General features: G+C 52.8%; 23 protein-coding genes. 6 read left to right on the top strand and 17 right to left on the bottom strand.

Annotation, left to right across the window (positions count from 1 at the left end; translation table 11 throughout):
• Nucleotides 1-58: 58 nt before the first annotated feature.
• The 8 genes from serS to GS535_RS05860 form a co-directional block, all read right to left on the bottom strand.
• Complete coding sequence (gene serS / locus GS535_RS05895; RefSeq protein ID WP_160791213.1) at nt 59-1,321, bottom strand: serine--tRNA ligase; 1,263 nt, start codon at nt 1,319-1,321, stop codon at nt 59-61.
• 2 nt (nt 1,322-1,323) lie between these two features.
• A complete protein-coding gene (tatC, locus tag GS535_RS05890) occupies nt 1,324-2,166 on the bottom strand; it encodes a twin-arginine translocase subunit TatC (RefSeq protein ID WP_160791212.1) in 843 nt (280 codons plus the stop codon).
• A complete protein-coding gene (gene tatB / locus GS535_RS05885; protein WP_160791211.1) occupies nt 2,153-2,770 on the bottom strand; it encodes a Sec-independent protein translocase protein TatB in 618 nt (205 codons plus the stop codon). Before tatB ends, tatC begins: the two co-directional genes overlap by 14 nt.
• A 15-nt stretch (nt 2,771-2,785) precedes the next feature.
• Nucleotides 2,786-3,376: an SMC-Scp complex subunit ScpB gene (scpB, locus tag GS535_RS05880; RefSeq protein ID WP_160791210.1), complete on the bottom strand. Its 591-nt coding sequence runs from the start codon at nt 3,374-3,376 to the stop codon at nt 2,786-2,788.
• Nucleotides 3,373-4,119, bottom strand: a complete 747-nt coding sequence (locus GS535_RS05875; protein ID WP_160791209.1) for a ScpA family protein — start codon at nt 4,117-4,119, stop codon at nt 3,373-3,375. Before GS535_RS05875 ends, scpB begins: the two co-directional genes overlap by 4 nt.
• A gap of 12 nt (nt 4,120-4,131) precedes the next feature.
• The gene (locus tag GS535_RS05870; protein WP_160791208.1) at nt 4,132-5,148 is read right to left on the bottom strand and encodes an SPOR domain-containing protein; all 1,017 of its coding nucleotides are present in this window, start codon (nt 5,146-5,148) and stop codon (nt 4,132-4,134) included.
• Entirely contained in the window at nt 5,149-6,963 is a 1,815-nt protein-coding gene (gene argS / locus GS535_RS05865; RefSeq protein ID WP_237442208.1) for an arginine--tRNA ligase, read from the bottom strand.
• Nucleotides 6,964-7,079: 116 nt separating this feature from the next.
• Nucleotides 7,080-8,264 (bottom strand): deoxyguanosinetriphosphate triphosphohydrolase, encoded by a 1,185-nt coding sequence (locus tag GS535_RS05860; protein ID WP_160791207.1) that lies wholly within the window; start codon nt 8,262-8,264, stop codon nt 7,080-7,082.
• A 149-nt stretch (nt 8,265-8,413) separates the two neighbouring features.
• Between GS535_RS05860 and GS535_RS05855 the strand changes: the two genes are divergently transcribed.
• The 3 genes from GS535_RS05855 (at nt 8,414) to GS535_RS05845 (ending at nt 10,623) form a co-directional block, all read left to right on the top strand.
• On the top strand, nt 8,414-8,752 hold the full coding sequence (locus tag GS535_RS05855) for an iron-sulfur cluster assembly accessory protein (RefSeq protein ID WP_160791206.1): 339 nt from the start codon (nt 8,414-8,416) through the stop codon (nt 8,750-8,752).
• A 28-nt stretch (nt 8,753-8,780) separates the two neighbouring features.
• Complete coding sequence (xth, locus tag GS535_RS05850; RefSeq protein ID WP_160791205.1) at nt 8,781-9,554, top strand: exodeoxyribonuclease III; 774 nt, start codon at nt 8,781-8,783, stop codon at nt 9,552-9,554.
• Between the two features lie 94 nt (nt 9,555-9,648).
• Nucleotides 9,649-10,623, top strand: a complete 975-nt coding sequence (locus GS535_RS05845) for a glycosyltransferase (protein WP_160791204.1) — start codon at nt 9,649-9,651, stop codon at nt 10,621-10,623.
• Between the two features lie 60 nt (nt 10,624-10,683).
• Here GS535_RS05845 and GS535_RS05840 read toward each other — a convergent pair whose 3' ends face one another.
• Entirely contained in the window at nt 10,684-11,292 is a 609-nt protein-coding gene (locus GS535_RS05840) for a hypothetical protein (protein WP_160791203.1), read from the bottom strand.
• Nucleotides 11,293-11,524: 232 nt separating this feature from the next.
• On the opposite strand from GS535_RS05840, the gene GS535_RS05835 reads away from it, so the two are divergent.
• Nucleotides 11,525-13,672, top strand: a complete 2,148-nt coding sequence (locus GS535_RS05835; protein WP_160791202.1) for a TonB-dependent siderophore receptor — start codon at nt 11,525-11,527, stop codon at nt 13,670-13,672.
• An 81-nt stretch (nt 13,673-13,753) separates the two neighbouring features.
• Here GS535_RS05835 and aspS read toward each other — a convergent pair whose 3' ends face one another.
• From aspS to GS535_RS05820, 3 genes are all read right to left on the bottom strand, one after another.
• On the bottom strand, nt 13,754-15,547 hold the full coding sequence (gene aspS / locus GS535_RS05830) for an aspartate--tRNA ligase (RefSeq protein WP_160791201.1): 1,794 nt from the start codon (nt 15,545-15,547) through the stop codon (nt 13,754-13,756).
• A gap of 152 nt (nt 15,548-15,699) precedes the next feature.
• On the bottom strand, nt 15,700-17,253 hold the full coding sequence (locus tag GS535_RS05825; protein ID WP_160791200.1) for an FAD-dependent oxidoreductase: 1,554 nt from the start codon (nt 17,251-17,253) through the stop codon (nt 15,700-15,702).
• Nucleotides 17,254-17,267: 14 nt separating this feature from the next.
• Nucleotides 17,268-18,104: a DUF2076 domain-containing protein gene (locus GS535_RS05820; protein ID WP_160791199.1), complete on the bottom strand. Its 837-nt coding sequence runs from the start codon at nt 18,102-18,104 to the stop codon at nt 17,268-17,270.
• A 192-nt stretch (nt 18,105-18,296) separates the two neighbouring features.
• Between GS535_RS05820 and GS535_RS05815 the strand changes: the two genes are divergently transcribed.
• Together GS535_RS05815 and glyS are read left to right on the top strand one after the other, a co-directional pair.
• A complete protein-coding gene (locus GS535_RS05815; protein ID WP_160791198.1) occupies nt 18,297-19,169 on the top strand; it encodes a glycine--tRNA ligase subunit alpha in 873 nt (290 codons plus the stop codon).
• Nucleotides 19,170-19,171: 2 nt separating this feature from the next.
• Nucleotides 19,172-21,277, top strand: a complete 2,106-nt coding sequence (gene glyS / locus GS535_RS05810) for a glycine--tRNA ligase subunit beta (protein ID WP_160791197.1) — start codon at nt 19,172-19,174, stop codon at nt 21,275-21,277.
• A 77-nt stretch (nt 21,278-21,354) separates the two neighbouring features.
• Here glyS and GS535_RS05805 read toward each other — a convergent pair whose 3' ends face one another.
• The 5 genes from GS535_RS05805 to mreC form a co-directional block, all read right to left on the bottom strand.
• Entirely contained in the window at nt 21,355-22,008 is a 654-nt protein-coding gene (locus GS535_RS05805; protein WP_160791196.1) for a LysE family translocator, read from the bottom strand.
• A gap of 57 nt (nt 22,009-22,065) precedes the next feature.
• Nucleotides 22,066-23,241, bottom strand: a complete 1,176-nt coding sequence (gene rodA / locus GS535_RS05800; RefSeq protein WP_160791195.1) for a rod shape-determining protein RodA — start codon at nt 23,239-23,241, stop codon at nt 22,066-22,068.
• On the bottom strand, nt 23,241-25,088 hold the full coding sequence (gene mrdA / locus GS535_RS05795) for a penicillin-binding protein 2 (RefSeq protein ID WP_237442225.1): 1,848 nt from the start codon (nt 25,086-25,088) through the stop codon (nt 23,241-23,243). Before mrdA ends, rodA begins: the two co-directional genes overlap by 1 nt.
• Before the next feature lie 171 nt (nt 25,089-25,259).
• Complete coding sequence (locus GS535_RS05790; protein WP_160791193.1) at nt 25,260-25,826, bottom strand: hypothetical protein; 567 nt, start codon at nt 25,824-25,826, stop codon at nt 25,260-25,262.
• Between the two features lie 11 nt (nt 25,827-25,837).
• Nucleotides 25,838-26,773, bottom strand: coding sequence for a rod shape-determining protein MreC (mreC, locus tag GS535_RS05785; protein ID WP_160791192.1), 936 nt, complete (start codon nt 26,771-26,773; stop codon nt 25,838-25,840).
• Nucleotides 26,774-26,793: the final 20 nt, after the last annotated feature.

Genomic DNA, 26,793 nt, shown 5'->3' with positions numbered 1-26,793 from the left:
AAAAGGCACCGCTCCATCTGAAGCGGTGCCTTCTTATCCTAACGATAAGCCCTCAAGCTTACCCAATATGCTCCAGTCCGCCCATATAAGGACGCAACACGTCTGGGATGATGATTTTCCCATCTTCTGTCTGGTAGTTCTCCATCAGCGCGATCAACACACGCCCAACAGCAAGACCGGAACCATTGAGTGTATGAACAAAGGCTGGGCCTTTCTCACCACGATAACGGGCATTCATCCGGCGCGCTTGGAAGGCTTTTGTGTTGGAGCATGATGACACTTCACGCCATGTATCTTGGCCTGGAATCCATGCTTCCAAGTCGAATGTTTTGGCCGCACCAAAGCCTGTGTCCCCAGCACAAAGCAGCATCCGACGGAAAGGAATACCAAGCCGCTCCAAGACCGTTTCAGCCGCACGGGTCATGCGCTCATGCTCGGCTTCGCTCTCTTCTGGCGTTACAATAGACACTAGCTCACATTTCGTGAACTGATGTTGACGCAACATGCCGCGCACATCACGCCCTGCCGAACCCGCTTCAGAACGGAAGCACGTGGACAAGGTTGTCAAACGAAGAGGCAACTGGTCAGCCGCCATGATCTCACCCATGACAGACGCGGTTAAGGGCACTTCCCCCGTTGGGATCAGCCAGCGCCCATCATCGGTATGGAAGGAATCTTCTGCAAATTTCGGCAGCTTATCCGTGCCATACATCGCCCCGTCATTGACCAAGAGCGGAACGGTCGTTTCCTGATACCCGAACTCACCCGTATGGGTGTCCAGCATAAACTGCCCCAGTGCCCGCTCAAGCCGTGCGAGAGCGCCACGGAGCATCACGAAACGCGAACCTGCAATTTTTCCCGCAGCGGCAAAATCCATCAGGCCAAGCTGTTCGCCCAGCTCAAAATGCTGCTTCGGTGCAAAAGAGAATGACGGCACATCGCCACGCTGGTGGATCACCACATTATCGGCTTCATCTTTACCGTCGGGAACGGAAGCATCCACCTGATTAGGCAAAACTTGCAGCACATCGGTAATGCGTTTTTGAATCTCGTTCGCCCGCGTTTCAAGCTGTGCGATCTGGTCTCGTAAGGCCGCACCGCGTGCTTCAATCTCTGACGTATCCTCCCCTTGGCGCTTCGCTTGGCCGATCTCACGGGCAATTGTCTTCCGCTGTGCTTGAGCCTGCTGAAGTTCTGCCAAGGCGGCCCGGCGCTGCTCGTCCTCTGCTACTAAACGCTCAGCAACAGGGTCTAGCCCACGGCGAGCGAGAGCGGCGTCAAAACCCGCAGGGTCTGCACGAAGGGCTTTCAGGTCATGCATGATTAAGAGGCTCCGTCTGTCGTCGTTGTCGTCTCATGAGGATGAGAGGGCTCATCATCGTTCTCGTCATCATCCTCGTCCACGCGACGGGGTTCTACCAACCGAGCAGCGAGAATGGAAATTTCATATAAAATCACCAAAGGAATGGCGAGGCTTAACATCGTAATGGCATCCGGCGGGGCAATAACAGCCGAAACCGCAAAGGCCCCAACATACGCATAGCGCCGCACACGACGGAGCTGCGCGGTCTGCACTAACCCAACACGCACCAGCAAGGTCAGCACTACGGGTAGCTCAAAACATGTGCCAAACGCCAAGATCATCTTCGTGACAAGATCAAGATATTCCGACACACGCGCCTGCAACTGAATGCCCATATCGCTCGCCCCTCCCGTTTGTTGGAAAGAGAGAAAGAACTTCCACGCCATCGGGAAAACGAGATAATACGCCAGCGCAGCCCCTAAGAGAAACAGCACCGGTGTCGCTACCAAGAACGGAGCAAAAGCCCGTTTTTCATCGCGGTAAAGGCCCGGAGCGATAAAAATCCACGCTTGGATCGCGATCATCGGGAAAGACAGGAAAATGGCGCCAAAAACGGCCACCCGCAAATAGGTGAAAAATGCCTCATACAAGGCCGTATAAATCAGATGCGGCTGCTCGTTCTTCTGGCGCATAATCTCCGCTAGGGGAGCCGCGAGAAAGCGATAAATCTCACCAGAGAAATGATAACAAATTCCAAAAGCAATGATGAAGGTCGCAATCGACCAGATCAAACGGCGACGAAGCTCCACCAAATGATCCAATAAAGGCATCGGCTTATCCGTGCTCTCCTCAGATGCGGCCATGCTCATCCTCTTTCTTTTCCGTCGTCATCGCCTGCTCAGCCCCTTGAGGGCCATGCGTTGAAGCACCTTCCGTCATGATTGGCACACGCCGCCCTTCATGAAGCGCTATTTCTGGTGGTAAAATAGCAGGACGTTTCCAATGAGGCACGTCTTCAATCAACCGTAATGCTGTTGTGGGAGGGAGAAAAACCGGCGCTTTTTCAAGAGCCTCAGCGCGCGCTTTCATCCGCGCATTATAGGGCTCTTCCGCTGGGCCTTCATCATCTAAAACGCCGTCCGGCGGTGGAGGCATTCCGGGTTCTGCCGCTTGTGAGGCAGTATTGCTTTCAACGTGACGGCGAATATCATCATGAGGATCCACCGCACGACGCACTTGGTCACGAAGATTAAACTGCCGCAATTCATTGAGCTGGTCGCGTGTTTCAGAAAGGTCAGCCTCACGCACCATTTCATCAATATGCTGCTGGAACTCACTGGCCATACGCTTAACCGTGCGAATACCCTTAGAGAGCGCCCGCATGGCAACAGGAAGATCCTTCGGCCCAATAAAAATGAGTGAAACAACGACCAAAAGGGCAATTTCAGTCCAGCTGAGGTCAAACACGCCCGCTCCCTTTCATCATGATGCCGTCTCTGTTCGGCCATGAACGCTATCATCGTCTGATGACGGCTCCACGACAAGCTCTTCACGCCGTGGCAGGTCGCTCAACGTATCCAGTCCAAACACTCTCAGGAACATCGGGGTAGTACCCCATAGAACCGGACGTCCCGGCACCGCTTTGCGCCCCTTGGGAGCAATCAGCCCTTCCTCAAGCAAACGGTCGAGGATATTCTGCCCTAACGTCACACCACGGATCGTTTCAATCTCCACCCGTGTGCATGGCTGGTGATACACGACGACAGCCAGTGCCTCCATCGCGCTGCGGCTAAGGCGCCGTGGCTTTTCAACCGTCTTGGCTAATGCCGGCGCAACAGATTCACGCGTGCGCAGCTGCCACCCTCCTGCCACAGCACAAAGCTCGACAGCATGGCCTTCATAGCGCTGCTCGACAGCTGCAACGACCTCTTCCAGCTGCTCCACCATCGGCTCTAGACCCTGAGCTGTGAGCATATCAACCAACTGCTTTGGTTTGACTGGCTCGGCATTGGCAAAAATCAGCGCCTCCACCAACGAAACGGCTCGTTCAAATGACGCTTGCTCTGTACTCATGACGCCCCTCGCCACTCAATCTCACCAAAAACCTGCTCTTGACGAAGCTCCAACGCCCCGCCCTTTGCCATTTCCAACCCCGCCATCAATGCGCCAGCAAGGGCTGCCTTACGACTAATAGGCTCCTCATCATCACTGTTAGGCAAAATAGAATGTAAACATTGCCACCCCACAACACGCTGATGACCTAACAAGCGCACAAGAGCTGCCCGTGCCTGCTGGGCACTCCAATAGCGCACAATACGCGGGGCATAGACCCGCTTGCGTCCACCACGTCGACGAGCCTTGAGGTAGGACAACACCAAAGCTGACAGATCAGCACGCAGCTGGGTGCGATCAATATGCGTATGATTTTCAGCCTCAGGCCGCTCAAACATCTCTCTGCCTAAACGCGGCTGCTGCGTGAGCCATTGCGCTGCCCGGCGTATCCGCTCAAGCTCAACCAATCGCTCCTGTAACAAGCCTGCAGCTTCCTCAGCTTCATCTCCCTCATCAAGAGACGGCACTAAGAGACGCGATTTTAGCCAAGCGAGCCACGCGGCCATGACAAGCCAATCTGCGGCCTTCTCCAGACGGAATGTCTCTGAATGCTGCTGCGCCCCTTCAACCACTGCTAGATATTGCTCGGCCAGCTGCAAGATAGAAATCTTACTGAGGTCAACCTTCTGGGTTCGTGCCAGCTCTAAAAGCAGATCAAGCGGGCCCTCAAAACCATCAAGATGTAACTGTAACGTGTCGCTCACCAGTTCACCTTTCTAAAACGCGACTGGCGCACAGGCTAGAGATTGTGCATGCAGCCGAGCGCAGAAATGCCGCGCCGCTTTCGCATTGGTAAAACCACCAATTCTCAACCGCACAAAATTCTTTCCATTCCGACTGATCGCCTGATAACGCGGCGTATGACCACCCACAATATCTGGCGCTTTATGCTGAAAAGAAGCCCATGCATGCTCGGCTTTCGCTTGGCTATCAAGCGCTCCTAGCTGTACCTGATACCGTCCTTCCGCTGAGGTTTCGTCTGTAGCAGACGTGTCTGACGAGGACGCTTCCTCCGCTTGGGGCGCAACAGGTGGCGGTAAAGCTGATGTCTTCGGTGCGGCCTTTTCCACGTCCTTATGCGCATCATGTGGTGGAACGGAGGAAGCCACACGGGAAGAAGGCACGTCAGCCGGTGCAGAAGACTGCTGAGATGGTGCCGTCTGCCGCTGCGTTTGTGGTTGTTGTGGCTGTGACTGTGACTGTGACTGTGACTGTGAAGATGATGGCGTATTCACAGCCTCACCAGCTGGCCGCGCTGCTGGCTGGGCCCCTGTTTCTTCACGATGTGCCAGAAGACGCGCATCAGGCTGCTCCGGTGGGGGTGCGAGATGGACAGCCCCCGTACCCGTCACATCACTATGAGCGGTGTCGTCACTCATGATCTGCATACCCCCCGGGTCTGTCGGGCGGTCTTTCACAGCAAAAGCAGGTGGCCCAATGACAGGAATGCCCTGATGACGGCTTCCAATGAGCGACCAAATACCTGCAATAAGGAGCAGGACAGCAACAAGCGCTAACGCAAACCCCATCAGCTTACGTGTCGCAGGATCATGCCCAAGAATTGCGCTAAACGCACCGCCTCGAGACGGCCCCAAAGGCGGCCCCGCCCCCTCCCCTTCAGGAGCAGACCCAAGCCGAGCCCGAGGGCCATCTGCATAGGGGCTATTGTTTAAACGCTCATCCTGCCGTGGAGCTGTGACGGCCTCGGCATGTTTGTCGTCCTGCTCATCCATTTAGCGCATTTCCTCTACGGCCTCGACACCCAGAATAGCCAACCCTGCTCGCAAGGTTGCTGCAATAGCAGCCACCAGCGCCAGACGTGCCATGCTGGCAGGCTGATCATCCTCTTGGATGAAACGCAGACTGGTCTCCTCACGTCCCTTATTCCACAACGCATGGAAGTCTGACGCAAGGTCAATGCAATAGGTTGCGATACGATGCGGCTCACGTGCAAGGGCTGCGGCTTCAATCTGCCGTGGCAAGCCCGCTATACGCCGCAACACCGCAAGCTCTTCCTCCGCATGGATGGACGAGAGATCAACCTGCGCAAGAGCGGCTTCTGACACAGCGTCTGCGCCATATTTCTCTGCGCCTAAACGCAGCACAGAGCGACAACGTGCGTGAGCGTAATTGACGTAAAACACGGGGTTATCACGCGTTTGTGCGACCACAGCGTTAAGGTCAAACTCCATTTGCGCATCGGCCTTGCGTGTCAGCATCGTAAAGCGCACCGCATCACGCCCCACCTCATCGAGCAAATCACGCAAGGTGACAAACGTCCCCGCACGTTTGGACATCCGCACAGGCTCACCGTCTTTCACCACGCGCACAATCTGACACAGAACTGCTTCAAAGCCTGTTTTACCCTCTGTCAGAGCTGATACCGCAGCCCGCATACGAGAGACATAGCCGCCATGGTCGGCACCCAGCACATCAATAAGCATATCCGAACGGCTGGCTTTACGCGCGTGATAGCCCACATCGTTGGCGAAATAGGTGTTTGTTCCGTCAGACTTTTTCAACGCACGGTCAGTATCATCCCCAAACTCTGTCGAGCGGAACAGGGTCTGTGGACGTGCTTCCCAATCCTCAAGCTTCTTACCTTTTGGGGGCTCAAGCACACCTTCATAAAGCAAGCCTTTACGGTCTAACGTCGCGATCGCTTCATCAACCTGCCCGCTTTTGAGCACCTCAGCTTCACTGCTAAACAGCTCATGATGGATCCCAAGGGCAGAAAGGTCTTCCTTAATAGCGGCCATCATATGCTCAAGAGCGACGCGGCGAACCGTCTCAAACCAGACATCCTGCGGAGCAACACCGCCCTCATCAGTGGCAAGGGCTCGGCCGTGCTCTTTTGCCAACGCCTCCCCAACCGGGATTAAATAAGCGCCTTGATATTGCAAACCATTGGGTGTGAATTCCGCAAAGGTTTCTGCGTCAATCTCCGTGCCAATCGCCTGAAGGTAGCGCCAGTAGGTCGCCCATGTTAACGCAACAACCTGCGTGCCTGCATCGTTGACGTAATATTCCTTGGTTGTCTGATAGCCCGCTGCCCCAAGCAAATTTGCCAACGCATCCCCAACAACGGCCCCGCGGCAATGTCCGACATGCATCGGCCCTGTCGGGTTGGCAGAGACATACTCAATATTAACGCGCTTTCCCTCCCCTAGGGTGGAGCGCCCGTAAATGTGCTCTCCGCGCGTTAAGACCGTCCGTGCTACATTTTGGAGGATCGCAGGCTTGAGTGTCATATTCACAAAGCCTGGGCCTGCGGCAGAAACCTCGGAAATTTCTGGACATTGAGCCAGTTTTTCAACGAGTTCTTCAGCAATATCACGGGGCTTACGCCGTGCTGGCTTCGCCGCCAACAGCGCAGCATTAGTCGCCATATCACCATGAGCAGGATCACGCGTAGGGGTTACTTCGACACGTGCTACAATGGCGTCATCAATCTCTGGCAAGACCTCTTTAAGAACCGTGCACACACGTGTGCGCAGAAGCCCAAATAGACAGTCAGGAGAAGAAGGGGTCGCGGTAATGCCAGCCATGGTCACGGTGATCCTGTTTATTCAACGTCAAAGACAATGCAATCAATCTGTTGTGCTTATAGAGGGGGAGAGCCGTTTAGGGAACGCACCCTCTGCTCTCACACTCTAAAACTCTCTTATCCCAGCACAGAAAGATCCATCAAACGACGATGTTCTTCCATCGCAAAGCGGTCTGTCATACCGGCGATAAAGTCTGCCACAACGCGGCGTGCCGCCATTTCGTTGCTCTGTTTTTGGCAATGGAGGGCTTTCTCACGCCATGGCGGTGGGAGAAGCTGTGGCTCATCACCCAAGATCGTACATATCTGCCCTAGAGCTAAACGCGCTTTACGCGCCATACGCACCACGCGCCAATGCCGATACATATTCGCATACAAAAAGATGCGAATCTCTTTATTCTTCCGAGCCATAGCCGGTGAAAAAGCCACCACATCTTTACCAGCATAACGCACATCATCAGCACATGTCGGTGCTAGCTCGGCAAGATTGAGACGCGTGCGTTCGGTTAGATCACTTACAAGGCGATTAATGACACGCCGCACTGTTTCATGACGAATCCGCTGCTCACACTCAAACGAGCTATAGCCAGACCAGTCAAGGGAACGAGCCTCTGTTAGACATTCATTTAAAAGAGGCACGGCTTCAATATCGTCCAAACTGAGCAGCCCGGCCCGCAATCCATCGTCAAGATCATGCCCATGATACGCAATATCATCACAAATGGCTGCAATCTGCGCTTCAACAGACGCATGTGTCTTTAAGAGCAGCCCGCCTTCTTGCGGGTAGCGCTCGTCGAATGTTTTCAGCCACGCTGATGGCCTACGCACGGGGCCATGATGTTTCGCGAGGCCTTCCAAACTCTCCCACGTCAAATTGAGCCCATTAAAGCCATGATAGCGAGATTCGATTTCTGTCACCTGACGCAAAGACTGCACATTATGGTCAAACCCTCCCCAAGGCGCCATGGCCTCTTGCAGAGCATCTTCCCCAGCATGGCCAAATGGCGTATGCCCCAAATCATGCGCAAGAGCGATCACCTCAGCGAGATCCTCATTCACCCCCAGTGCGCGGGCAATAGAGCGCGATATTTGCGCAACCTCAAGGGAATGCGTCAAACGTGTTCTGAAAAAATCACCCTCATGATTGAGGAAAACCTGCGTCTTATATTGCAGCGTGCGAAAACCCGCCGAATGGAGCACACGATCACGGTCACGTTGCCAAGGTGAGCGCGTTGCACTCTCTTCTTCAGAGAATTGGCGCCCTCGGGCCTCCTTATCTTGCACAGCATAACAAGCAGTCATGGCGGCATTCTTCTCCCCTTTTGGAGGTCATCATAGAAGAAGATGGACAGAGTTCCTCCTCTTTCCCTTCGATTCTCAGCTGTGCTTCCTATATAGTCAACCATGTTATCTCTCTCTGTTGAGAAACGTTTTTCCATAAGGAAGGATTTATGGGCCCCTCTTTCCGTATTTCTCCGGCCGCTGCAGCCCGCATCGTCGAGATTGTGAACGCACAACCCAACGCCGATACACTTGCCCTCCGCGTCGCCGTGCTGGCAGGTGGCTGTAACGGCTTCCAATATCAATTCAAACTTGAGCGTGACCGCCAGGAGGATGATCATCTTATCGAAGACAATGGTGCCCGGGTGCTGATTGATCCCGACAGTTTGGAACTTCTCGAAGATTCTGAGCTGGAGTTTGTCGATAAACTCATGGGGGCACATTTCACGATCAGCAATCCCAATGCGGCTTCTGCCTGTGGGTGTGGTAGTAGCTTTTCGCTAACCTAAACGACATATTTTGAAAGGAACGTCTCTGATGCCCCTCACCTTTGCCAGTTGGAACATTAACTCAATCCGCGTTCGTGCACATCTGGTGAAGGATTGGCTGGATCGTCATCAAGACTGCCAGCTTTTGGGGCTTCAAGAGATCAAATGTGAAGCGACCCAGTTCCCCAAACTCTTTGAAGAGGAAGGCCTTCACACCGCCGTTGTTGGACAGAAAAGCTATAATGGTGTGGCCTTTATCAGCCGCGCACCGCTCACGATCACGACCGACCATCTCCCCGGCTTTGATGACCCCGCCGCGCGTTACATTGAATGTGAGCTCAATGGTGTGGTGATCGGCAATCTGTACCTTCCCAACGGGAATTCCGGTGGTGATGCTGGCTTTCAAACAAAGCTCGCTTTCTTTGATGCGCTTTATAAGCGAGCACAGTCCCTCCGTGCAGCAGGCAAGCCTTTCGCTCTCATGGGGGATTATAATCTGTGCCCAACAGACCAAGACTTCGCCCCCGGTGCGCTCTCACCTGACGATGCCCTTGTCCGCCCGGAAAGTCGCGCGGCTTTCCATCGTCTTCTTTGGTCTGGCCTCACCGATGCGGTAAAGATCGACCATCCGACAACGCATCTTTATACATTCTGGGACTATCAAGCAGGCGCCTTCCAGCGTAATGCCGGCTTGCGCATTGACCATGCCCTTCTCTCCCCCACACTCGCCGACCGCTTCCTTAAAAGCACCATTGACCGTGACGAACGCGGGCAAGAACGCCCCTCTGACCATGTACCCCTTATGGTAACGATTAAAAATTAGACGGCCCTCTTATTGGGTATCACCGAAGCGTATGACAATGTTAGGTTCTTTTACATTAAATGGTACAATAACGCTGTCATGAAGGCTTATAATAATGGCTCATCCTCAGTCTGCCACGGTTGGTATTCTTCTTCGCACAAAAGATCGTCCGCTTTTTCTCGACCGCGCGCTGAAGAAAATTAAAGCGCAAAGCTACCCACATTGGCATATTCATCTTCTCAATGATGGTGGAAATGAAGAGCAGATTCAAACCGTTCTGGCACAGCATGACGAGGCTTTTCAGAGCCACGTCACCGTTATGCACAACACTGCATCTGTCGGTCGTGGTCGTGCGCTTTCCCAGCTTCTCTGTGCAGCGTCTGAGACGTATCTTCTTCTTCACGATGATGATGATTATCTCGAACCCGATTTTCTGCGTGTCACGGTAAATTTCTTAGAAAAACCCGAGAATAAAAGCTGTGCTGGTGTTGTTACGAGCAATAGCGACATCATTGAAGCCGTTACGCCCGGTGGCCTGCGAGAGCTTTCCCGCGATGCAACCTCTGGCAAACGCACAAACGGCTATATCAGCTTTCTCTCTTTCCTCAGCCAATCGAATGGGGTCTTCCCCCCGATCAGCACACTCTTCCGCAAAAGTGCTGTTAAAGATGCAAAAACAGACAGTTACACACGCAACTACAATGAAGATGTCGATCTATTCATTGACCTGATGAAGCATGGTGAACTTGCAACTTTAGATGAAACACTTGCTGTTTATTCTATCCGCGCTGCCAACACCGAAGACGACACCACACGGCCCGTTAAAGAAGAACAAACCACCCTTTATATGAACAGTAAAATTCGAGAGGCTCTATCGGAAGGTGACACATTAAACACCTTGCGCAGCCTTCTCAATGCCGACCGCGGCTACGCAGACTATACAGGCGCCCTTCTACAAACAAGCCATGAAGACATCATTAAACATATCGTAGAAAGTAATATTCACATTCAGAAGAACATTAAACTTCTCGCAGAAATACTCGAAAATCTTAATCGTAAAGTCTCTTCTATTGAGAAGAATATGAAATAACCCCTCACACACAGCCGGCTTGAAGAATCTCACCATCAGCTGGCTGTGTGCACAACAGCATCAAGTCTTCGCAAAAAAATCAAAAACATGAGTGCTCTCTGTTACCACCATTCTTTTTGGTAGTCCTGGAAAATCTTGATGGGTGTATAATCCGGACGTAATACTACTCACCAGAGGGTCAATCGTTTTATGTGTATTCCATCCAATCATCAATAAAGCATTTTCTTTAGAGAGGTAATGAATATCTTTTATCGCCTCTTCTTGCTCAGAACGACTATTGATCCCCCAACCAATGACACCATTGAGCAGAACAATATCAAAATAACCTTTCTTAAAATACTTATCTATATCTGCTGTCGAAGCTGTAATATGTCGTCCATTTCTCAGGCCATAGACATGGTTTCTCTCTTTAAGATCAAGCGTCCAAACCTCGTCCTCTTTATTACCAATTTGGTCTGCATCAAATTTGCTACATGCTTCTGTCCCTATAACAAGAATTTTTAAATCACTCTTGCCGAGGAATCTATTTTGATTTTTGATTGCCATCAAAATAGTACGCTTCATCGTTTGTCGCACATTCCCTTGTCTGACAGAGAAACCAACCATTTCATCGCCTATCCGACCGGGAATAATGTTGCCTATTTTTTTGATAACCTTCAGATAAACCAAGGTACTTACCTTTCTCGTATAGAAATAATCTATATCTACATAGGGATTTTTGTTTATTTACTTAGGTAATATTTATATTACCTTTATAGTACTTATATTATGTTTTCAGAACACTCTCAAGAAAACCTTAAAAAATAACCCTTGCCGAATCTAAAAAAAAATTCATATTCATGTTGAAAATAATTCTCATTTGCGGAGCTTTTCCCTTATGCTCACCAGAAGAGCCTCCTTTTTGGCTTGTGCTAGTGCTGTCTTCCTCCCCTGCTCAATTGAGCGTGCTTATAGTGCCACCAGCAATGTTGTTGAAAAGGAAACAGCCCCGCACGAAAAACAGTCGCACCATCAAATGCCTCCGCCACGTAAAGAACATCTACATGTCCGTGGAGAAAAACCTTCTTATGCGGCCCTGAGCAATTCTATTGGTGACAAAACCCCCACCAGTTTCCTGCAACAAACGCAGACAACGAACACCGTCACCCATCAGACTATTGAGGATATGGCCCCTCAAACAATGGAAGATGTGAGCAAATATGTTCCCGGTATTTCGATCGGCAACAGCTTTGGTGGCACGCAAGACAGTCTGCTCAAACGAGGTTTTGGGGGCCCAGATGACGGGTCTATTCTTCGTAATGGGGTGCGTATGCCCATTGGGCGCAACTTTGACCCTGCAACGACTGAACGTGTCGAGGTTCTTAAAGGCCCTGCCTCTCTCTTTTATGGCATGCAGGAACCCGGCGGTGTGATTAATGTCATCACCAAACAGCCGCGTAAAAGATGGGGCGCATCTGTTGATACAAGCTGGGCTTCTCTAGGGGGCGGCTTTGGAAATATTGATGTGGGCGGGCCCCTCGCACCGGGGCTGGCCTTCCGTCTGATTGGTGGGTTCAAAAATGAGAATTACTGGCGTAATTTTGGTGCTAACAAACAAAAGCTTGTTGCCCCTTCGCTGAGCTACACGCACGGGCCTTTAAGTGCAGAAGTCTCGTATCAATGGACTGACTACCATAACGTCCTAGATCGCGGTGCTGTCTTTTATAATGGTAGCCCTATTAGTGGGCGCAAACACCGGCTTGATGAACATTGGGCGGCCGACTATGGCACACGTCATCTCTTGGCAGGGTCGATCAATTATCGCCTCACCGACCATGATAAACTCCGTCTTTCCAGCGGGTGGAATGAGGATAACTATCATGACCGTCAAGCTGATCCTTCCTCCTACAACCCAACAACAGGGCTCTTAACACGCCGTTTCCGCAGTAATACGGGCACGGTTCGTGCCAATAGCTATATCTCACTCGATTTTATTTCTAACCATCACTTTTTGGGCATGACGCATGATTTCGTCACCGGTGGAGATTACGAAAATCGTCGCATTACCCAAGGTGACTTCTTAACCGGGAAGAATACGGGCGGTTTTAACCCCTATAGCCCTGTGTATGGCACGATCACGCCCAGCGCCGCCGTGGACAATAATTTGAGCGGCTTCCATACACGAATCAATAGTGCCTCATGGTATCTTAAAGATAGTATTCACCTTGGGCATGGCATCACGATTGCCCCGGGTGTGCGCTATCAATGGTTCCATTACAGCTATGGCGGGCGCTATCCTTTCGTAAAAATGACCGATGCGTCTTACACCAAAGCGCTGCCTTTCATCGGTATTGTGTACCAGCCAACCAAACATTTCTCTCTTTTTGGGGACTATTCACAATCGTTCAATCCCAATCAGATTTCTGCTGGAAGCCTACTCAGCGGCCCTTACAAACCCACCAGCGGGCGGCAATTTGAAGTGGGCGCGCGTTACCAAAACGCTCTGTTGACCGCTGATGTCGCCCTCTACAATATTCATAAAAAGAATGTTCTTCAGGCGGCTGGTCTATCGGCGGATAACGCTATCCTTCAACGTCTCTCAGGCCTTGTCGCCTCTAAAGGTATTGAAGCAGAAGTAACGGGTCATCTAACCCGTCATTGGAATATCTTAGCCAACTACGCCTTCACCTACGCACGGACAATTAAAGACACACCACAAACTGCCGGGAAACTGGTTTATAATGTCGCTAAACATACCGGTGGCGGCTTTTTGACCTATCAAACGACGATGCCGTGGCACCAATCCGCTTTCCGTATCGGGGCTGGCGCACGTTATGTCGGTCGCCGTCCGGGGGATATTCGCAATACATTCTGGCTGCCCGGCTACGCTACAGTCGATATGTTTGCCTCTTGGAAGCTCCACAATATTTATCACCACACGGCCTCTCTTCAGGTGAATGCTGAGAACATCGCCAATAAAGCCTACTTCACCTCGACTGCCGGCACCGCCAACCGTGTCTCATGGGGGCAAGGTCGCACCATTCGCGTGAGTGTCGGGGTGGAACTCTAACACTCCCCCAAACTTCTATAAAAAAGCCCGGCTCCCCCATAAGAGAGCCGGGCTTTTTACGTTCTCATAGACGAGAATATATCACTTGGACGTTGTCTTCGGCTTAGGAAGATCCAGCTTCAAGGAAAGCTCTTTTAAGCGAGACGGTTCAACAGGCGCTGGGGCTTCCATCATGGGGTCAGACCCATTCTGGCTCAGCGGGAAGAGGATCACCTCACGAATATTAGGCTCATCAGCCAACAACATCACGATACGATCCACACCCGGTGCCGCCCCACCATGTGGGGGTGCCCCATAACGGAACGCATTAAGCATCCCGCCAAAGCGCTCTTCCACCACTTCTGGGCCATAACCGGCAATTTCAAACGCACGCAGCATAACATCTGGGCGATGGTTACGCACAGCCCCAGAAGAAAGCTCCACACCATTACAGACAATGTCATACTGATACGCATTGATCGTGAGCGGATCCTGCGTGTTCAGCGCTTCAAGTCCACCTTGCGGCATGGAGAATGGGTTGTGGGAGAAATCAATCTCACCTGTTTCCTCATTCCGTTCATACATCGGGAAGTCCACAATCCAGCAGAAGCGGAAAGCGTTCTTCTCAATCAGGTCGAGGTCTGTTGCAATCTTGGTGCGCACCAGACCCGAGAACTTCACGACCTCGTCGCCCTTACCAGCTGCAAAGAAGACCGCATCACCAGCCTTTAATCCGCAGGCTTGGCGGATCTGCTCAACACGCTCTGGCTCTAGATTCTTAGCGATAGGGCCTTTCCCGCCCTCTTCACCAAAGATGATATAGCCCAGACCACCAGCGCCCTGCTCACGTGCCCAATTGTTGAGCTTATCGAAGAACGCCCGTGGACGATCCCCCGCACCCGGTGCTGGAATAGCGCGCACACGTCCGCCCGACGCTGCGATCTTCGCAAACAGGCCAAAGCCAGAGTCCGCAAAAGAGTCCGTCACGTCTTTAATCAGCAGCGGATTACGCAGATCAGGCTTGTCAGAACCATAGTCACGCATGGCATCAGCATACGGAATGCGCGGGAATGTCCCTTCCGTAATTTTCCAGCCTTCTGGGGTGAACTCATCAAAGATGCCGGCTAGGACGGGCTCAAGAACCCCAAAAATATCTTCCTGCGTGGCAAACGCCATCTCGAAATCCAGCTGATAGAACTCACCCGGGCTACGATCCGCACGTGACGCTTCATCACGGAAACATGGTGCAATCTGGAAATAACGCTCAAAACCGGCCACCATGGCGAGCTGCTTAAATTGCTGCGGGGCCTGTGGCAGTGCATAGAACTTGCCCGGGTGCAGTCGAGCCGGCACCAAGAAGTCACGCGCTCCTTCAGGAGAAGACGCGGTAAGAATAGGTGTTTGAAACTCGGTAAAGCCCTGCTCCACCATCCGGCGACGCATGCTGGTAATCACCTGACTGCGCAGCATGATATTGCGGTGCATCTTTTCACGACGCAGGTCGAGATAACGATATTTCAGGCGCAAATCTTCAGGGTAATGCTCTTGGCCGGCCACTTGGAACGGCAGCACATCAGCACTGGATTGCACGTCAATGCTTTCAGCACGAACTTCAATCTCACCGGTTGGCAGCGAAGGATTCCGCTGTCCTTCATCGCGCACCACGACCTCACCGGTTACTGTAATGACACTTTCAACACGCAGGCGCTCTGCCTGCTCCAAAAGCGCCCCACCGGCTGGCACGACGATCTGCGTCATACCGTGATGGTCACGTAAATCGATAAAGAGCAAACCGCCATGATCGCGCTTGCTATGAATCCAGCCAGAGAGCCGTACAGTCTTGCCTGCATCAACAGCCCGCAAGGCGTTACAAGTGTGGGTACGGTACTGGTGCATGAATAATAACCTCGTCTCTCTTACGGCTGAACAAGCGCATAATCATAATGCCAAGGGAGAAAGCCTGCCAGCCCCTCCACTGTCAAGCAACCTCTTAACATTTAACACCGCATTGCAGAAGCCACGCAAACAGTACTTCGCTCTGGCATGCCTTACAAAGGCACGCTCGGGGCCTCTTTCTCAGCGAATTCATCAAAGCTAACCGCGGCTCGCGCCATCTCTGTTGCACGTCCAGCGCCACTTAATGCAACAACACGATTGCCAGACCGATAAGTCGCTAGGAATTTAAAATCCTCAAGCGCCCCCTCAATCAACACATGGTCAAAGGGTTCTCCCCAACCCAACCATTCAATCTTCTTGCCGAACTGCTGTGTCCAGAACCACGGCATTGGCACCTTTCCTATAGGCAGTCCCATGATCGCTTGGGCCGCGATGCGCCCCTGCACTTGCGCATGACGCCAATGCTCGACTCGCCATACACGGCCATCCTTCGTCACAGCGGCAACATCACCAACCGCATAGACCCCCGGCGCAGCCCGCATCACCTCATCGACCAACACACTGCCCTCAGGCCCTTTGAGACTATCACGAACATAATCGCTCTGCGGCTGAACGCCTGTTGCAATCAAGACATGCCGGCACGGAAGGCGCATACCATCGTCCAGCTCTACCCCTTCAACACGCCCGTCACCGTAGATATGCGTGACCTGAGCATCCGAAATAAAAGCAACGCTGTTTTCTTCATGAAGCTGAAGCAAGCGCAAGCCAATCTCTCGCCCTAGCTGCGCTTCCATGGGCACGTCCTCATTCATGATGATCGTGACCCCTACGCCTTTTTGACGGAGAGAAGACGCAACCTCCAGACCAATCAACCCTCCACCAATAAGAATAACGGGCTGATCCGGCGTAATCTCTTCAGCCATTTTTAACGCATCGGCTTGGCTATGGAGGCTCATCACCCCATCACGCTCAATACCAGTAATGTCCGACCTACGCGGCCGCGCCCCTGTCGCGATCACGATATGATCGCCTTGTAATGTTCGACCATCCTCAAGAGTAACGGTCTTCGTATGATGGTCTAATGCTGTAACACGCCCCTGCAAGCGCGTGATGTTATGATGAATGTAATAATTTTTATCTAAAATATCCGGCGCCTGTCGCCGTGATGGCTCTGCAAGAAGAAATGACTTACTGAGCATCGTCCGGTCATAAGGAGCCCATTCTTCATCCCCAATAAGCGTGATATCTCCGGCAAATCCTTCATGACGGAGGGTGTACACCGCACTGGCAGCCGCCGCACCGCCTCCCAAGACCAGAACATGCTCGCCTTCCTGACGCGCGACAGCTGGAGCCGATGGCAAAGGGCGAGCGCCGACAATGACACGCCCTTGCACAATTTCCACCGGATAACGTGGCAAATCCTCAAAGGCGATCGGCTCAACGACTTTACCCGTTTCCGCACTAAACACAGCTTTATGCCACGGGCACACGAGCACATCACCGTGAAACGCGCTCTTGCAATACGCTCCCTTATTGAGAGGAGCGCCCTTGTGTGGGCACTTCCCCCCAAGAGCGTGAATACGCCCCTCTCGACGCATCAACACGATGGAACGCTTGCCAATAGTGACGATCTTTAGACCATCTTCTTTAATCTCTTCCAAAGACGCGACATCGTGGAAGCTCTGTTGCTCAGTGCGGTCGGACATAGCTTGATGACTCCTTAGAAAGAATTGTCATCAAAGCCGCCACCATCATCGAAGCTACCACCTCCCATATCTTGGCCGGTGTCTTCTTGCGCAAAGCCATCATTGCCGCCAAAATCCTGCTGTGTAAAACCGCTTGCGTCGGTTCCAGCACCACCGAAAGGATCGCTCTGCTGCGCAGCGTCGCCTGCTGCATCACCGTAATTATTGGTAATATAGGTGTCACCGCCGTGATCAGCACCAAAACCTCCAGCTGCATCACCACCTTCATGACCGTGATGATCCGAGAAGAGCCCTTCTAAGGCATTCGCCGCCATCATCCCACCAGCAACACCGGCAGCTGTGGTCAAGGCAGAGCCTAAAAAGCCAGAACCAGAACGCGGGAACATCCCGGCCTGCGCTCCCGGTGCAGGAGCATAATTCCCAGCGGCCGCCGTTGGAGCGCCACCACCAGCAGCCGGCCCCCACCCTGGGGGTAAAGCCGAACTACGCTGCTGTGGTTGCGGCTGAGCAGCCCCAGAACGACCAAACATATTGGACAAGAAGCCACCGCCAGATTGAGGAGCTGATTGTTGCGCTTGCTGCTGGCTGAGCTGAGTGCGCGCCTGCTGGAGCTGCATTTCAAGCTCGCGAATACGATTCTGTGCTTGCGCTAAAGCGGCCTCTTGCACAACGGCAAGCTGCGTCACGCGATAACGTGCTTCAGGATATTGCTGGAAATTTTCCGCAATAAAACGGTCTGCTTCGGGGTCAATAGCAGGGAGATTGCCTGCTGCTGGCGTACCGCCACTTCCCTGACCGCCGCCAACGCGGGCAATAAAACGGCTGATTACATCCCGTTCTTCGGAGTTCATCGCTAGCTTGTCCTTAAACACTATTCAGAGCCGACTCATCGCCGAGCCGTCTCTTGGAAATATGATACGCTATCATGAGCCTCGCAAGGGCTCCTGTAGAGAACATCCACTCTCCTTAAAAGGCTCACTAGAGATTATCCGCACCATTCGATAAGATAGTATGTATCGTCTGTTCAATCGGAGCCTAGTGAATTGTCCGTAACCCGGCCGCCCAGCTTTCAGGAATTGATCCTGCGTCTTCATCAGTTCTGGTCAGAGAAAGGCTGCGCCATCTTGCAGCCTTACGATACCGAACTTGGTGCGGGGACGCTCTCGCCCCATACAACCCTTCGCGCTCTTGGCGCCAAGCCTTGGGCGGCGGCCTATGTGCAGCCATGCCGTCGCCCGTCTGATGGTCGCTATGGGGAAAACCCCAACCGTCTCCAGCATTATTATCAGTACCAAGTCCTTATCAAACCCACGCCACAAAACAGCCAAGAGCTGCTTTTGGACAGCTATCGTGCGATTGGGATTGACCCTGAGAAGCATGATATTCGCTTTGTCGAAGATGATTGGGAAAACCCCACGATTGGCGCTTGGGGCCTCGGCTGGGAAGTGTGGTGTGATGGGATGGAAGTCACCCAATTTACCTACTTCCAGCAAGTTGGCGGTATTCCAACCGTCGTTCCGTCAACCGAGCTTACCTATGGGCTTGAGCGTCTCGCGATGTATGTCCAAGGAGTTGAAAATGTGTATGACCTCGACTTTAACGGTCGCGGTCTAACCTATGGTGACGTCTTCTTACGCGCAGAACGTGACTATTCACGCTATAATTTTGAACTCGCTGACACAGACATGCTGCTCACCCAGTTCAATAATGCTGAGAAAGAAGCCATCCGCCTTGCTGAAGCTGGGGTGGCTCAACCAGCGTATGACCAGTGCTTGAAAGCCTCGCATACCTTTAACTTGCTGGATGCACGCGGGGTCATTTCCGTCTCTGAACGTGCGTCCTACATTGGGCGCGTGCGGACACTCGCCAGAGCAGCCTGCGAAGCGTGGCTTGCGGGTGAAGAGGAGGAGAAATAACCGTGGCTGAACTGCTTCTTGACCTCTTCTGTGAGGAAATCCCTTCTGGCATGCAGGCGCGTGGTGCCAATGATCTCACGCGATTGCTAACCCAAGCACTCAAGGACCTTAACCCGCGTCAGGTTCGCGCTTTTTACAGCACACGGCGCATTGCTGCGGTTATTGAGCTGGATGACATGATACCAGCCCGCTCCGTCTCAGAGCGCGGCCCTCGTGAAACGGCACCAGAAAAAGCTTTGGCCGGTTTTTCGCGCAAGCATGGCGTCACACCTGATGAGCTGACCAAAGAAAATGGCTTTTGGGTGCTTAACCGTACGCTCCCGGCGGTGAACGCCACCACGCGTATTGCGGAGATTTTGCCAGACCTCCTCTGGAAATTCCCGTGGCCAAAAGCGATGCGTTGGGGAAATGGATCGCTCTTCTCATGGGTGCGCCCACTTCACCACATCGTTTGCGTGTTAGACGGCGCCGTCGTGCCTGTTTCCTTGGCACGCGACGGCGATGACGCTCATGGACTCACGACCTCCAACATGACAGAAGGCCATCGCTTTCTCTCCCCCGGCTGTTTTGAGGTCAAAAACGCCGAGCAATGGCTCACCGAGCTCAAACAACGCCATGTCGTTGTGTCTGACGATGAGCGCCGCGCGCTGATCTCTGACGGGGTGCATGCTCTCGCGAAAGAAAAAGACCTCGCCCTTGTTGAGGATGACGGGCTCGTTGCCGAAATTAGCGGCCTTGTGGAGTATCCCGTGCCTCTGCTCGGTCGTATCGACGACGCCTTTATGGGGCTCCCCCCCGAGGTCATGCAGGTCTCCATGCGCGTTAATCAGCGCTATTTTGCCCTGCGTCATCAAGACGGCACCGCAGCACCGTATTTTGCATTCGTGGCGAACCGCACCTTTAGCGATGGCGGCGCGCTCAGTATCGCAGGCAATGAACGCGTCCTCAGTGCTCGCTTTGCAGATGCCCGTCATTTCTGGGATCTCGACCGCAAAACACCGCTCCACCAACGTGTCGATGCCCTCAAAGCGGTGACGTTCCACGCCAAGCTTGGCACTCAGGAAGAGCGCGCCCAGCGGATTGCCGCCCTTGCCGGGACGGTTGCGCAGGCTATGGGGCTTGATGAAACGCAGCAGAAGCAAGCCCAACGCGCCGGGCTTCTCGCGAAAGCCGACCTCACCACCGGCATGGTGGGAGAATTCCCCGAGCTGCAAGGTATTATGGGGGGCTATTATGCTCGCCATGACGGGGAAGATAACGCTGTTGCTCAAGCGATTGCCGAACATTATATGCCCCGCGGCCTCAATGACGATACGGCCCGCGCGCCTGTTGCTGTCGCTGTGGCCCTTGCGGATCGGCTGGATATGCTGGCCGGGTTCTACACCATTGGCGAAACACCCAGTGGTTCAGGCGATCCATACGCCCTGCGCCGTGCAGCGCTTGGGGTGATCCGCACGATTCGCGATAATGGCCTCCGTATCGACCTTGGTGCGTTGCTGATGACAGCCAGCATGGCGCTGACCCATACCACCACCAAGCACAGCGCTCTCGCCGGTCTGGAAAGCTTCTTTGCGGATCGGCTTACCGTCCAGCTTCGCAGTGAAGGACGGCGTCATGATGTGCTGGAAGCAACGCTGGCTGTCGGCACAACGGAAGGGGACAATACCCTCTTTACAGAATTCCTTGATGGAGACCTGCTCCGCCTCCTTAATCGGGTCGAGGCGCTCTCTGCGATGGTGGGTTCTGAAGATGGAAAAAACCTCCTCGCCGCCTATCGCCGTGCAGCCAATATCTTGCGCATTGAGAATAAGAAAGACGGCCCCCATACTGGCCAGCCGGATGATTCCCTTTACACGCAAGACGCTGAACGTGCTTTGGGTGACGCCCTACAGCAGGTTGGCCCTGAGATACAAACGCATCTGACACACGACAATGTCACCGCCGCTATGCAAAGCTTAGCGCAGCTGCGCCCTGTGATGGATCGTTTCTTTGAAGACGTGACCGTTAATGCAGAAGAGGCTCAACAGAGGCTCAATCGCCTCCGTCTGCTGGCAGCCTTCTGTGACAGTGCTCGGATGATTGCCGACTTTGGGAAAATTGAAGGGTAAAGCGGCTCTTCTTTCATACCCACAAAAAAACCCCTGCCCGGTTTCACCGAAGCAGGGGTTTTTTATAAGCAGCGCTTTTAATGCGGATTATGGGTCATAAAGAGCTTGGCCCCAAACCCGATAAAGATCAGCCCGGTCAGACGATCTAAACGCCGCATCACTGTTGGACGATTGAAAAAACCCGCCAAAGGCACCGTCAACAGCACCAAAAGCCCTAGCCATAGAACCGACAGAACTACCTGTATAAAGGCTTGAAGCAACGTAAACAGCGCCATGTCGACATGGTGGGGAATAAATTGCGGGAAAAACGTAATAACAAAAATCCCCACCTTGGGGTTCAAGATATCCGTCAACAAACCCCGCTGAAACCCCATCCAAAAAGGATGAGTGCTCTGTTTATGATCTGACGTCTGCCCCTCTGGAGCTGTCAGGCCCGACCGAGGGCGGAATAAAAGCCCAATCCCCATCCAAGCCAAATAAAGAGCCCCAGCAAATTTCACAGCCATAAACGCCGTTGCGGACGCTGCCAGCAGGGCTGTGAGCCCAAAGACAGCGCCAATCCCCCATAGGCTGAGCCCAGCGCCGATCCCCAAAATGGCCCCTGCTGCACAACGGCGCCCATCCGCTGCCGCGGTGCGCAGGATCATCACCGTATCCAGCCCCGGTGTAATCGTAAAAACCAACGCCGCAACCGCAAAAGCAGCTAAAGGAACGACGTAATGATGCAACATAACCAACCTCCGCTTTCCCACCGCTTCCACTCTGCGGTTATCATGCCCCGCTTCTACCTATGAAGAATGTTGTTGATCAGTCCCTAAATCAAGGTCATCGCGATAAACCCATGTGGAAAGCAGCAAACCGAAGCCGAACATCATCGTCAACATGGCAGAACCACCATAAGAAATCAGCGGCAAAGGCACGCCACCAACCGGGATAACCCCCATCACCATCGACAAATTGACAACGCAATAGAGAAAGAAATCAACCGAAATCCCCAATCCCACTAAACAACCAAAACGATTACGACAACGCAGCGCCATCACCATCCCGCTCAGGACAATGACACCCAGCAGAACAATAACCGCCACGCCTCCTGCATAGCCCCATTCTTCACCAATCATCGTGAAGATAAAATCAGTTTGTTTTTCAGGAAGGAAGTTAAGCTGCCCCTGACTCCCATGCAGATAGCCTTCCCCCCAAATACCACCAGACCCTAAGGCAATTTTGGACTGAATAATATTGTACCCCGCTCCAAGCGGGTCATGCTCGGGATGTAGAAACGTATCAATACGCGCTTTTTGATAGTCGTGGAGATGGCTGTACACAAAATTCCCAAGAAAAGGGATTGGTGCAACAAGAACGAAGATTTGCCACCAACGCATCCCCGCTACAAAAAAGAGAGAGGCCCCAATCATCCCAACAATGCTGGCGGTTCCTAAGTTCGGCTCTTTAAGCACAAGAATGACCGGCAATAAAACCAACAGTGCCGGGACAATAAGCCGTAGGGGATTCCCAAGTTTTTCACGCCCTACTCTGTGAAACCATGTCGCGAGGATCAAAACGAGGGCTATTTTAGCAAATTCAGAGGGCTGGAACTGAAAACCACCCATGTTAATCCAGCGTTCAGCGCCTTTCCCGACATGCCCCATCTTCAACACCAATCCCAGCATCAAGATAGACAGGATATAGATCGGGACAGAGAGCAGACGCAGCACACGCGGGCTCAGGAGCGCCACCACAATCATCATCAGCACGCCAAAGCCAAAGCGAATAAGCTGCGGTTCGGCAAACGGAATGGGCTTTCCCCCTCCTGCAGAATAGAGCGCCCCATACCCAACGCCTGCTAATAGACAGATCAATAGGACAAAAATCCAATTAATCCGCAATAAAAGTGAGAAGAGCTTAAGCTTTGGCTCTTCCCGCAAAAAACGGCGCGCAGCACGGGGAACGGTTAGGTCAGGCATTAGGACGACTTTCCATGACTCTCATGCTCAGAAGGGGCCACTGGCGGGGACTGCCCTTCACGCGAGAAAGGCGTTCTCTCCGCAGGGTTACGCAATAACGTATCCGTCATGATGCGCGCAGCGAGAGGAGCAGCTTCCGTTGCTCCGGCATTCCCATGTTCAACAACAACAGAAACAGCATAACGTGGATTGTCATAAGGCGCGAAGCAAATAAAAAGCGCGTGAGGGCGATATTCCCAAGGAAGATTCATCGAATTAAAGTGCCCACTCTCTCGCAAAGCTCTCGGGACACGCCGCACCTGAGCCGAGCCCGTTTTGCCGGCCATTTTAATACCGGGAAGAGAAAGCCGCGCAGCCGGTGCTGTCCCCTGTGGCTCATTGACCACCGCGAACATACCGCCCTTTACCACATCAAGATGCGCTGCCGTAAAAGGCATTTTACCAAACAATCCCGGCTCTGCCTCTGGTACAAGAGAGTGTTCTACCGTGCGCAATAAATGCGGGGTGACCAAGCGCCCCGTCGCTAAACGCGATGCATAAGTGGCCAAGGCCAGTGGTGTAACCTGCACTAGCCCCTGCCCGATCCCCGCATTAACGGTATCACCGCCATTCCAATGGAAGCCCTGCTTACGACGCATCGCCGGAGTAGGGATCGAACCTGCCCTGACATGTGGCAGCTCAATACCCAGCTTACCCGTCAGCCCAAAGGTTCCACCAGCCTGATGGATAACATCAATGCCACAACGACGCGCCACCTGATAAAAATACACGTCACACGAATATTTTAGCCCCTGCCGCATGTTGATAGACCCGTGGCCATACCGGTTCCAACAATGGAAACGCACCCCACCCACATCATAATAACCAGGGCACGTAAAACGCTCCTCAGGCGCCACAGAACCTGAACTTAGTGCAGCCATCGCTACAGCCGGCTTAAAAGTGGAACCGGGCGGATAAAGGCCCGACACCGCTTTATCAACAAGCGGTGTCCGTGGGTCAGACATCCAGCTATTCCACTGAGCATGGCTCACGCCTGAATCAAACAACGATGGATCAAAAGAAGGAGTGCTGACCATCGCCATCACCTCCCCATTGCGGCAGTCCATCACCACCGCACTCGCAATCCTCTCGCCCAACCGGTCGCGCACTTGCGCTTGCAAGGCGCTATCAAGAGAGAGGCCTAATGTATTGCCGGGCAGGCCTTCTGTGCGCTCCACCTCACCGACAACACGCCCAACCGCATTTACTTCCATCTCTACAGAGCCAGGATGTCCGCGCAATCGCTCATCCTGCGTTTGCTCAAGCCCAGCACGCCCTACGCGCATTCCCGGAAGAGCAAACGTACCATCTTTTTGCACATCTTTTTCATTAGGCGGAGCCACATAGCCCACCAAATGCGCCGTTAGCTCTTTAAGAGGATATTCACGCGTTGACCCAACATCAACCAACACACCCGGTAAGGTCGGAGCATTAAGCCCAATACGGGCCATATCATCCCACGACAAAAACTCTTTTAACGTAAGCGGAACATAACGACGCAAATGACGCCGATCACGCTCAATACGCGCATGATCACGCTCATCAAGAGGGACAATATGCGCAAACCGCTCAATAACTGCCCCGATATCGGTTGTTTCTTCAGGCATCAACAGCGCCCGCCAATTGGGGCGGCTACCCGCTAGCAACACACCGCAACGATCGTACAACGGCCCTCGTGCAGGCGCAATTAGACGCTTACTCGTACGGTTGCGCCGCGCTAACGCGCGCAGCTGCTCCCCCTGCACGGCTTGCAAATTATACAGTCGGTGAGCCAGCGTCCCCAACACACCTACCTGCACAGCCATCATCAAGAGAGCACGCCGTGTAAACACACCGCGCCCACCCGCTCCACGCTCCGCCTCTTTGGAAGGAGACGACGCCTCAAATATTTTAAATGATGACGGGCGCTGGAAGATCATGAAAACAAAACAGTAAGAGATAACCACAGGCAGAGAAGCTCGCCCGAAGGCTTACTCCCCTTAGGGATGATCAGACGGATGAGAAAAATGACGCCCTAAAACAAACGCAACGTGAAGAAGCGGATAAACCCCTACACTCAAGCTCCACTGGAAAAACAGCGCAGAAGGCGAAAGGATCATCATAGCGCGCACGGATAACAAGCACCATTCCAAGACCGCACCCACCAGCACTGTCAAGGAATATAGCCCCCAGTAGCGAAAAAAGCCCCCTTCTGCAAAATGGAAACGCACCATATGTGCCACACCATAAACAACCAGCATCCAAAGCAGCAAAAGCCCCGGAGGGGTGGAAACAAAAAGCTCAATGATTAATCCGCTTATCAAGAGCAACCATATCGGCATTGAAGCAGGGCGATAGAGCGACCAAAACCACACAGTTCCTAAAACTAATCCCGTTTGAAGCTCACCTTGACCAAGGATACGAAAAGGAGCTGCGAAAACGATGCTCAGCACGATCATAAAAAGGCTTGGAAGCAGCGTCTTCCAAAGCATGCGTAAAGTCTGCCTCATCGTCCGTTGTGATAGATTATTCTGCCGGAGAGACGCGCGATCATAATGAGCTGACATGCGCTCCCCCCTTACTCATGACTAAACTGGGAAAAAGGCCAAATATGCTTCAGCCCCTGTGAGAAAGCGCCCTCTTTTTTATCATCTGGCGTATTTCTCAAAAAAGGCTTCTCTTTCACACGTCCCGCTGCAGGGGGAGACTCAAGCGCTGTGTCATTGTCAAAAACACGCACTAAATCTAGATGAGCCAAGTCAGCATCAGGCACAATGACAGGCCGCCGCTCATTTAGATAATGCACACGCCCAATAGCTACTCCTCCTGTAATCCCCGTTTGACCACGCGTTTCCACGCGTTCGCCTTCCACAGGGTGAACATCCTGATTGTAATACATCAGGCGCGGATAAAGTGAGTTATCCCCAGCCATAATAGCATCGGCATGAGACGAAACAAGCCGAACGGGAATACGACTTGTCGCATCATTGATGAGCAATACCCGCACGACACGTGCGCCTACCTCACTCACGCGCCCAACGAGGCCATTCGCATCGACAGCGACACTACCCATATGCACAGGGTTCTGCTCACCTATATCCAGCAAAACAGCATGTAGGTAAGGGCCGCTTTCGTCACGCACAACCCAACCACTAATATCGGCTAAATTAGGGTCATTCCCCCAATGTAAGATCGACTTAAGACGCGTATTTTCCGCCGCTAAAGAGGTAGAAAGCGCGTACCAATGCTGAAGCTGACGGTTCTCCTTCCGTAAGCGAGCATTTTCCTCCGCAATATTCGTTACCCCCTCTAGCACGGTCTCCCATTGGATGACCTTACGCTGTGGATAGGTCAATACGCTGTAAAGCGGTGCCATCTCTCCTGCAACAGCCAAACGTACAGCTTGCACTTTATGCGGCCATACCTGCCCAACAAAGACAAGTGCAATAGCCACAAAGATAAGGACTGGTAGCACCAACCCTTCAACAATCTGCCGTGCATGAATCGATAACATCGCCCCTTCAGCTCCGGAAT

This window comes from Saccharibacter sp. EH611 (assembly GCF_009834765.1).
Taxonomy (GTDB): Bacteria; Pseudomonadota; Alphaproteobacteria; order Acetobacterales; family Acetobacteraceae; genus Saccharibacter.
Note: the sequence above shows the minus strand (reverse complement) of the source record. Positions and strands in the feature narration are given on the sequence as shown.

Bases quoted from the DNA above. Each gene is read 5' to 3' on its own strand.
- GS535_RS05860 (WP_160791207.1), bottom strand. From the start codon at position 8,264: ATGACTGCTTGTTATGCTGTGCAAGATAAGGAGGCCCGAGGGCGCCAA.
- rodA (WP_160791195.1), bottom strand. From the start codon at position 23,241: ATGCCTGACCTAACCGTTCCCCGTGCTGCGCGCCGTTTTTTGCGGGAA.
- GS535_RS05870 (WP_160791208.1), bottom strand. From the start codon at position 5,148: ATGGATGAGCAGGACGACAAACATGCCGAGGCCGTCACAGCTCCACGG.
- GS535_RS05855 (WP_160791206.1), top strand. From the start codon at position 8,414: ATGGGCCCCTCTTTCCGTATTTCTCCGGCCGCTGCAGCCCGCATCGTC.
- aspS (WP_160791201.1), bottom strand. From the start codon at position 15,547: ATGCACCAGTACCGTACCCACACTTGTAACGCCTTGCGGGCTGTTGAT.
- GS535_RS05805 (WP_160791196.1), bottom strand. From the start codon at position 22,008: ATGTTGCATCATTACGTCGTTCCTTTAGCTGCTTTTGCGGTTGCGGCG.
- argS (WP_237442208.1), bottom strand. From the start codon at position 6,963: ATGGCTGGCATTACCGCGACCCCTTCTTCTCCTGACTGTCTATTTGGG.
- GS535_RS05845 (WP_160791204.1), top strand. From the start codon at position 9,649: ATGGCTCATCCTCAGTCTGCCACGGTTGGTATTCTTCTTCGCACAAAA.
- GS535_RS05825 (WP_160791200.1), bottom strand. From the start codon at position 17,253: ATGTCCGACCGCACTGAGCAACAGAGCTTCCACGATGTCGCGTCTTTG.
- xth (WP_160791205.1), top strand. From the start codon at position 8,781: ATGCCCCTCACCTTTGCCAGTTGGAACATTAACTCAATCCGCGTTCGT.
- mrdA (WP_237442225.1), bottom strand. From the start codon at position 25,088: ATGATGGCTGTGCAGGTAGGTGTGTTGGGGACGCTGGCTCACCGACTG.
- GS535_RS05790 (WP_160791193.1), bottom strand. From the start codon at position 25,826: ATGTCAGCTCATTATGATCGCGCGTCTCTCCGGCAGAATAATCTATCA.
- scpB (WP_160791210.1), bottom strand. From the start codon at position 3,376: ATGAGTACAGAGCAAGCGTCATTTGAACGAGCCGTTTCGTTGGTGGAG.
- serS (WP_160791213.1), bottom strand. From the start codon at position 1,321: ATGCATGACCTGAAAGCCCTTCGTGCAGACCCTGCGGGTTTTGACGCC.
- tatC (WP_160791212.1), bottom strand. From the start codon at position 2,166: ATGGCCGCATCTGAGGAGAGCACGGATAAGCCGATGCCTTTATTGGAT.
- mreC (WP_160791192.1), bottom strand. From the start codon at position 26,773: ATGTTATCGATTCATGCACGGCAGATTGTTGAAGGGTTGGTGCTACCA.
- GS535_RS05820 (WP_160791199.1), bottom strand. From the start codon at position 18,104: ATGAACTCCGAAGAACGGGATGTAATCAGCCGTTTTATTGCCCGCGTT.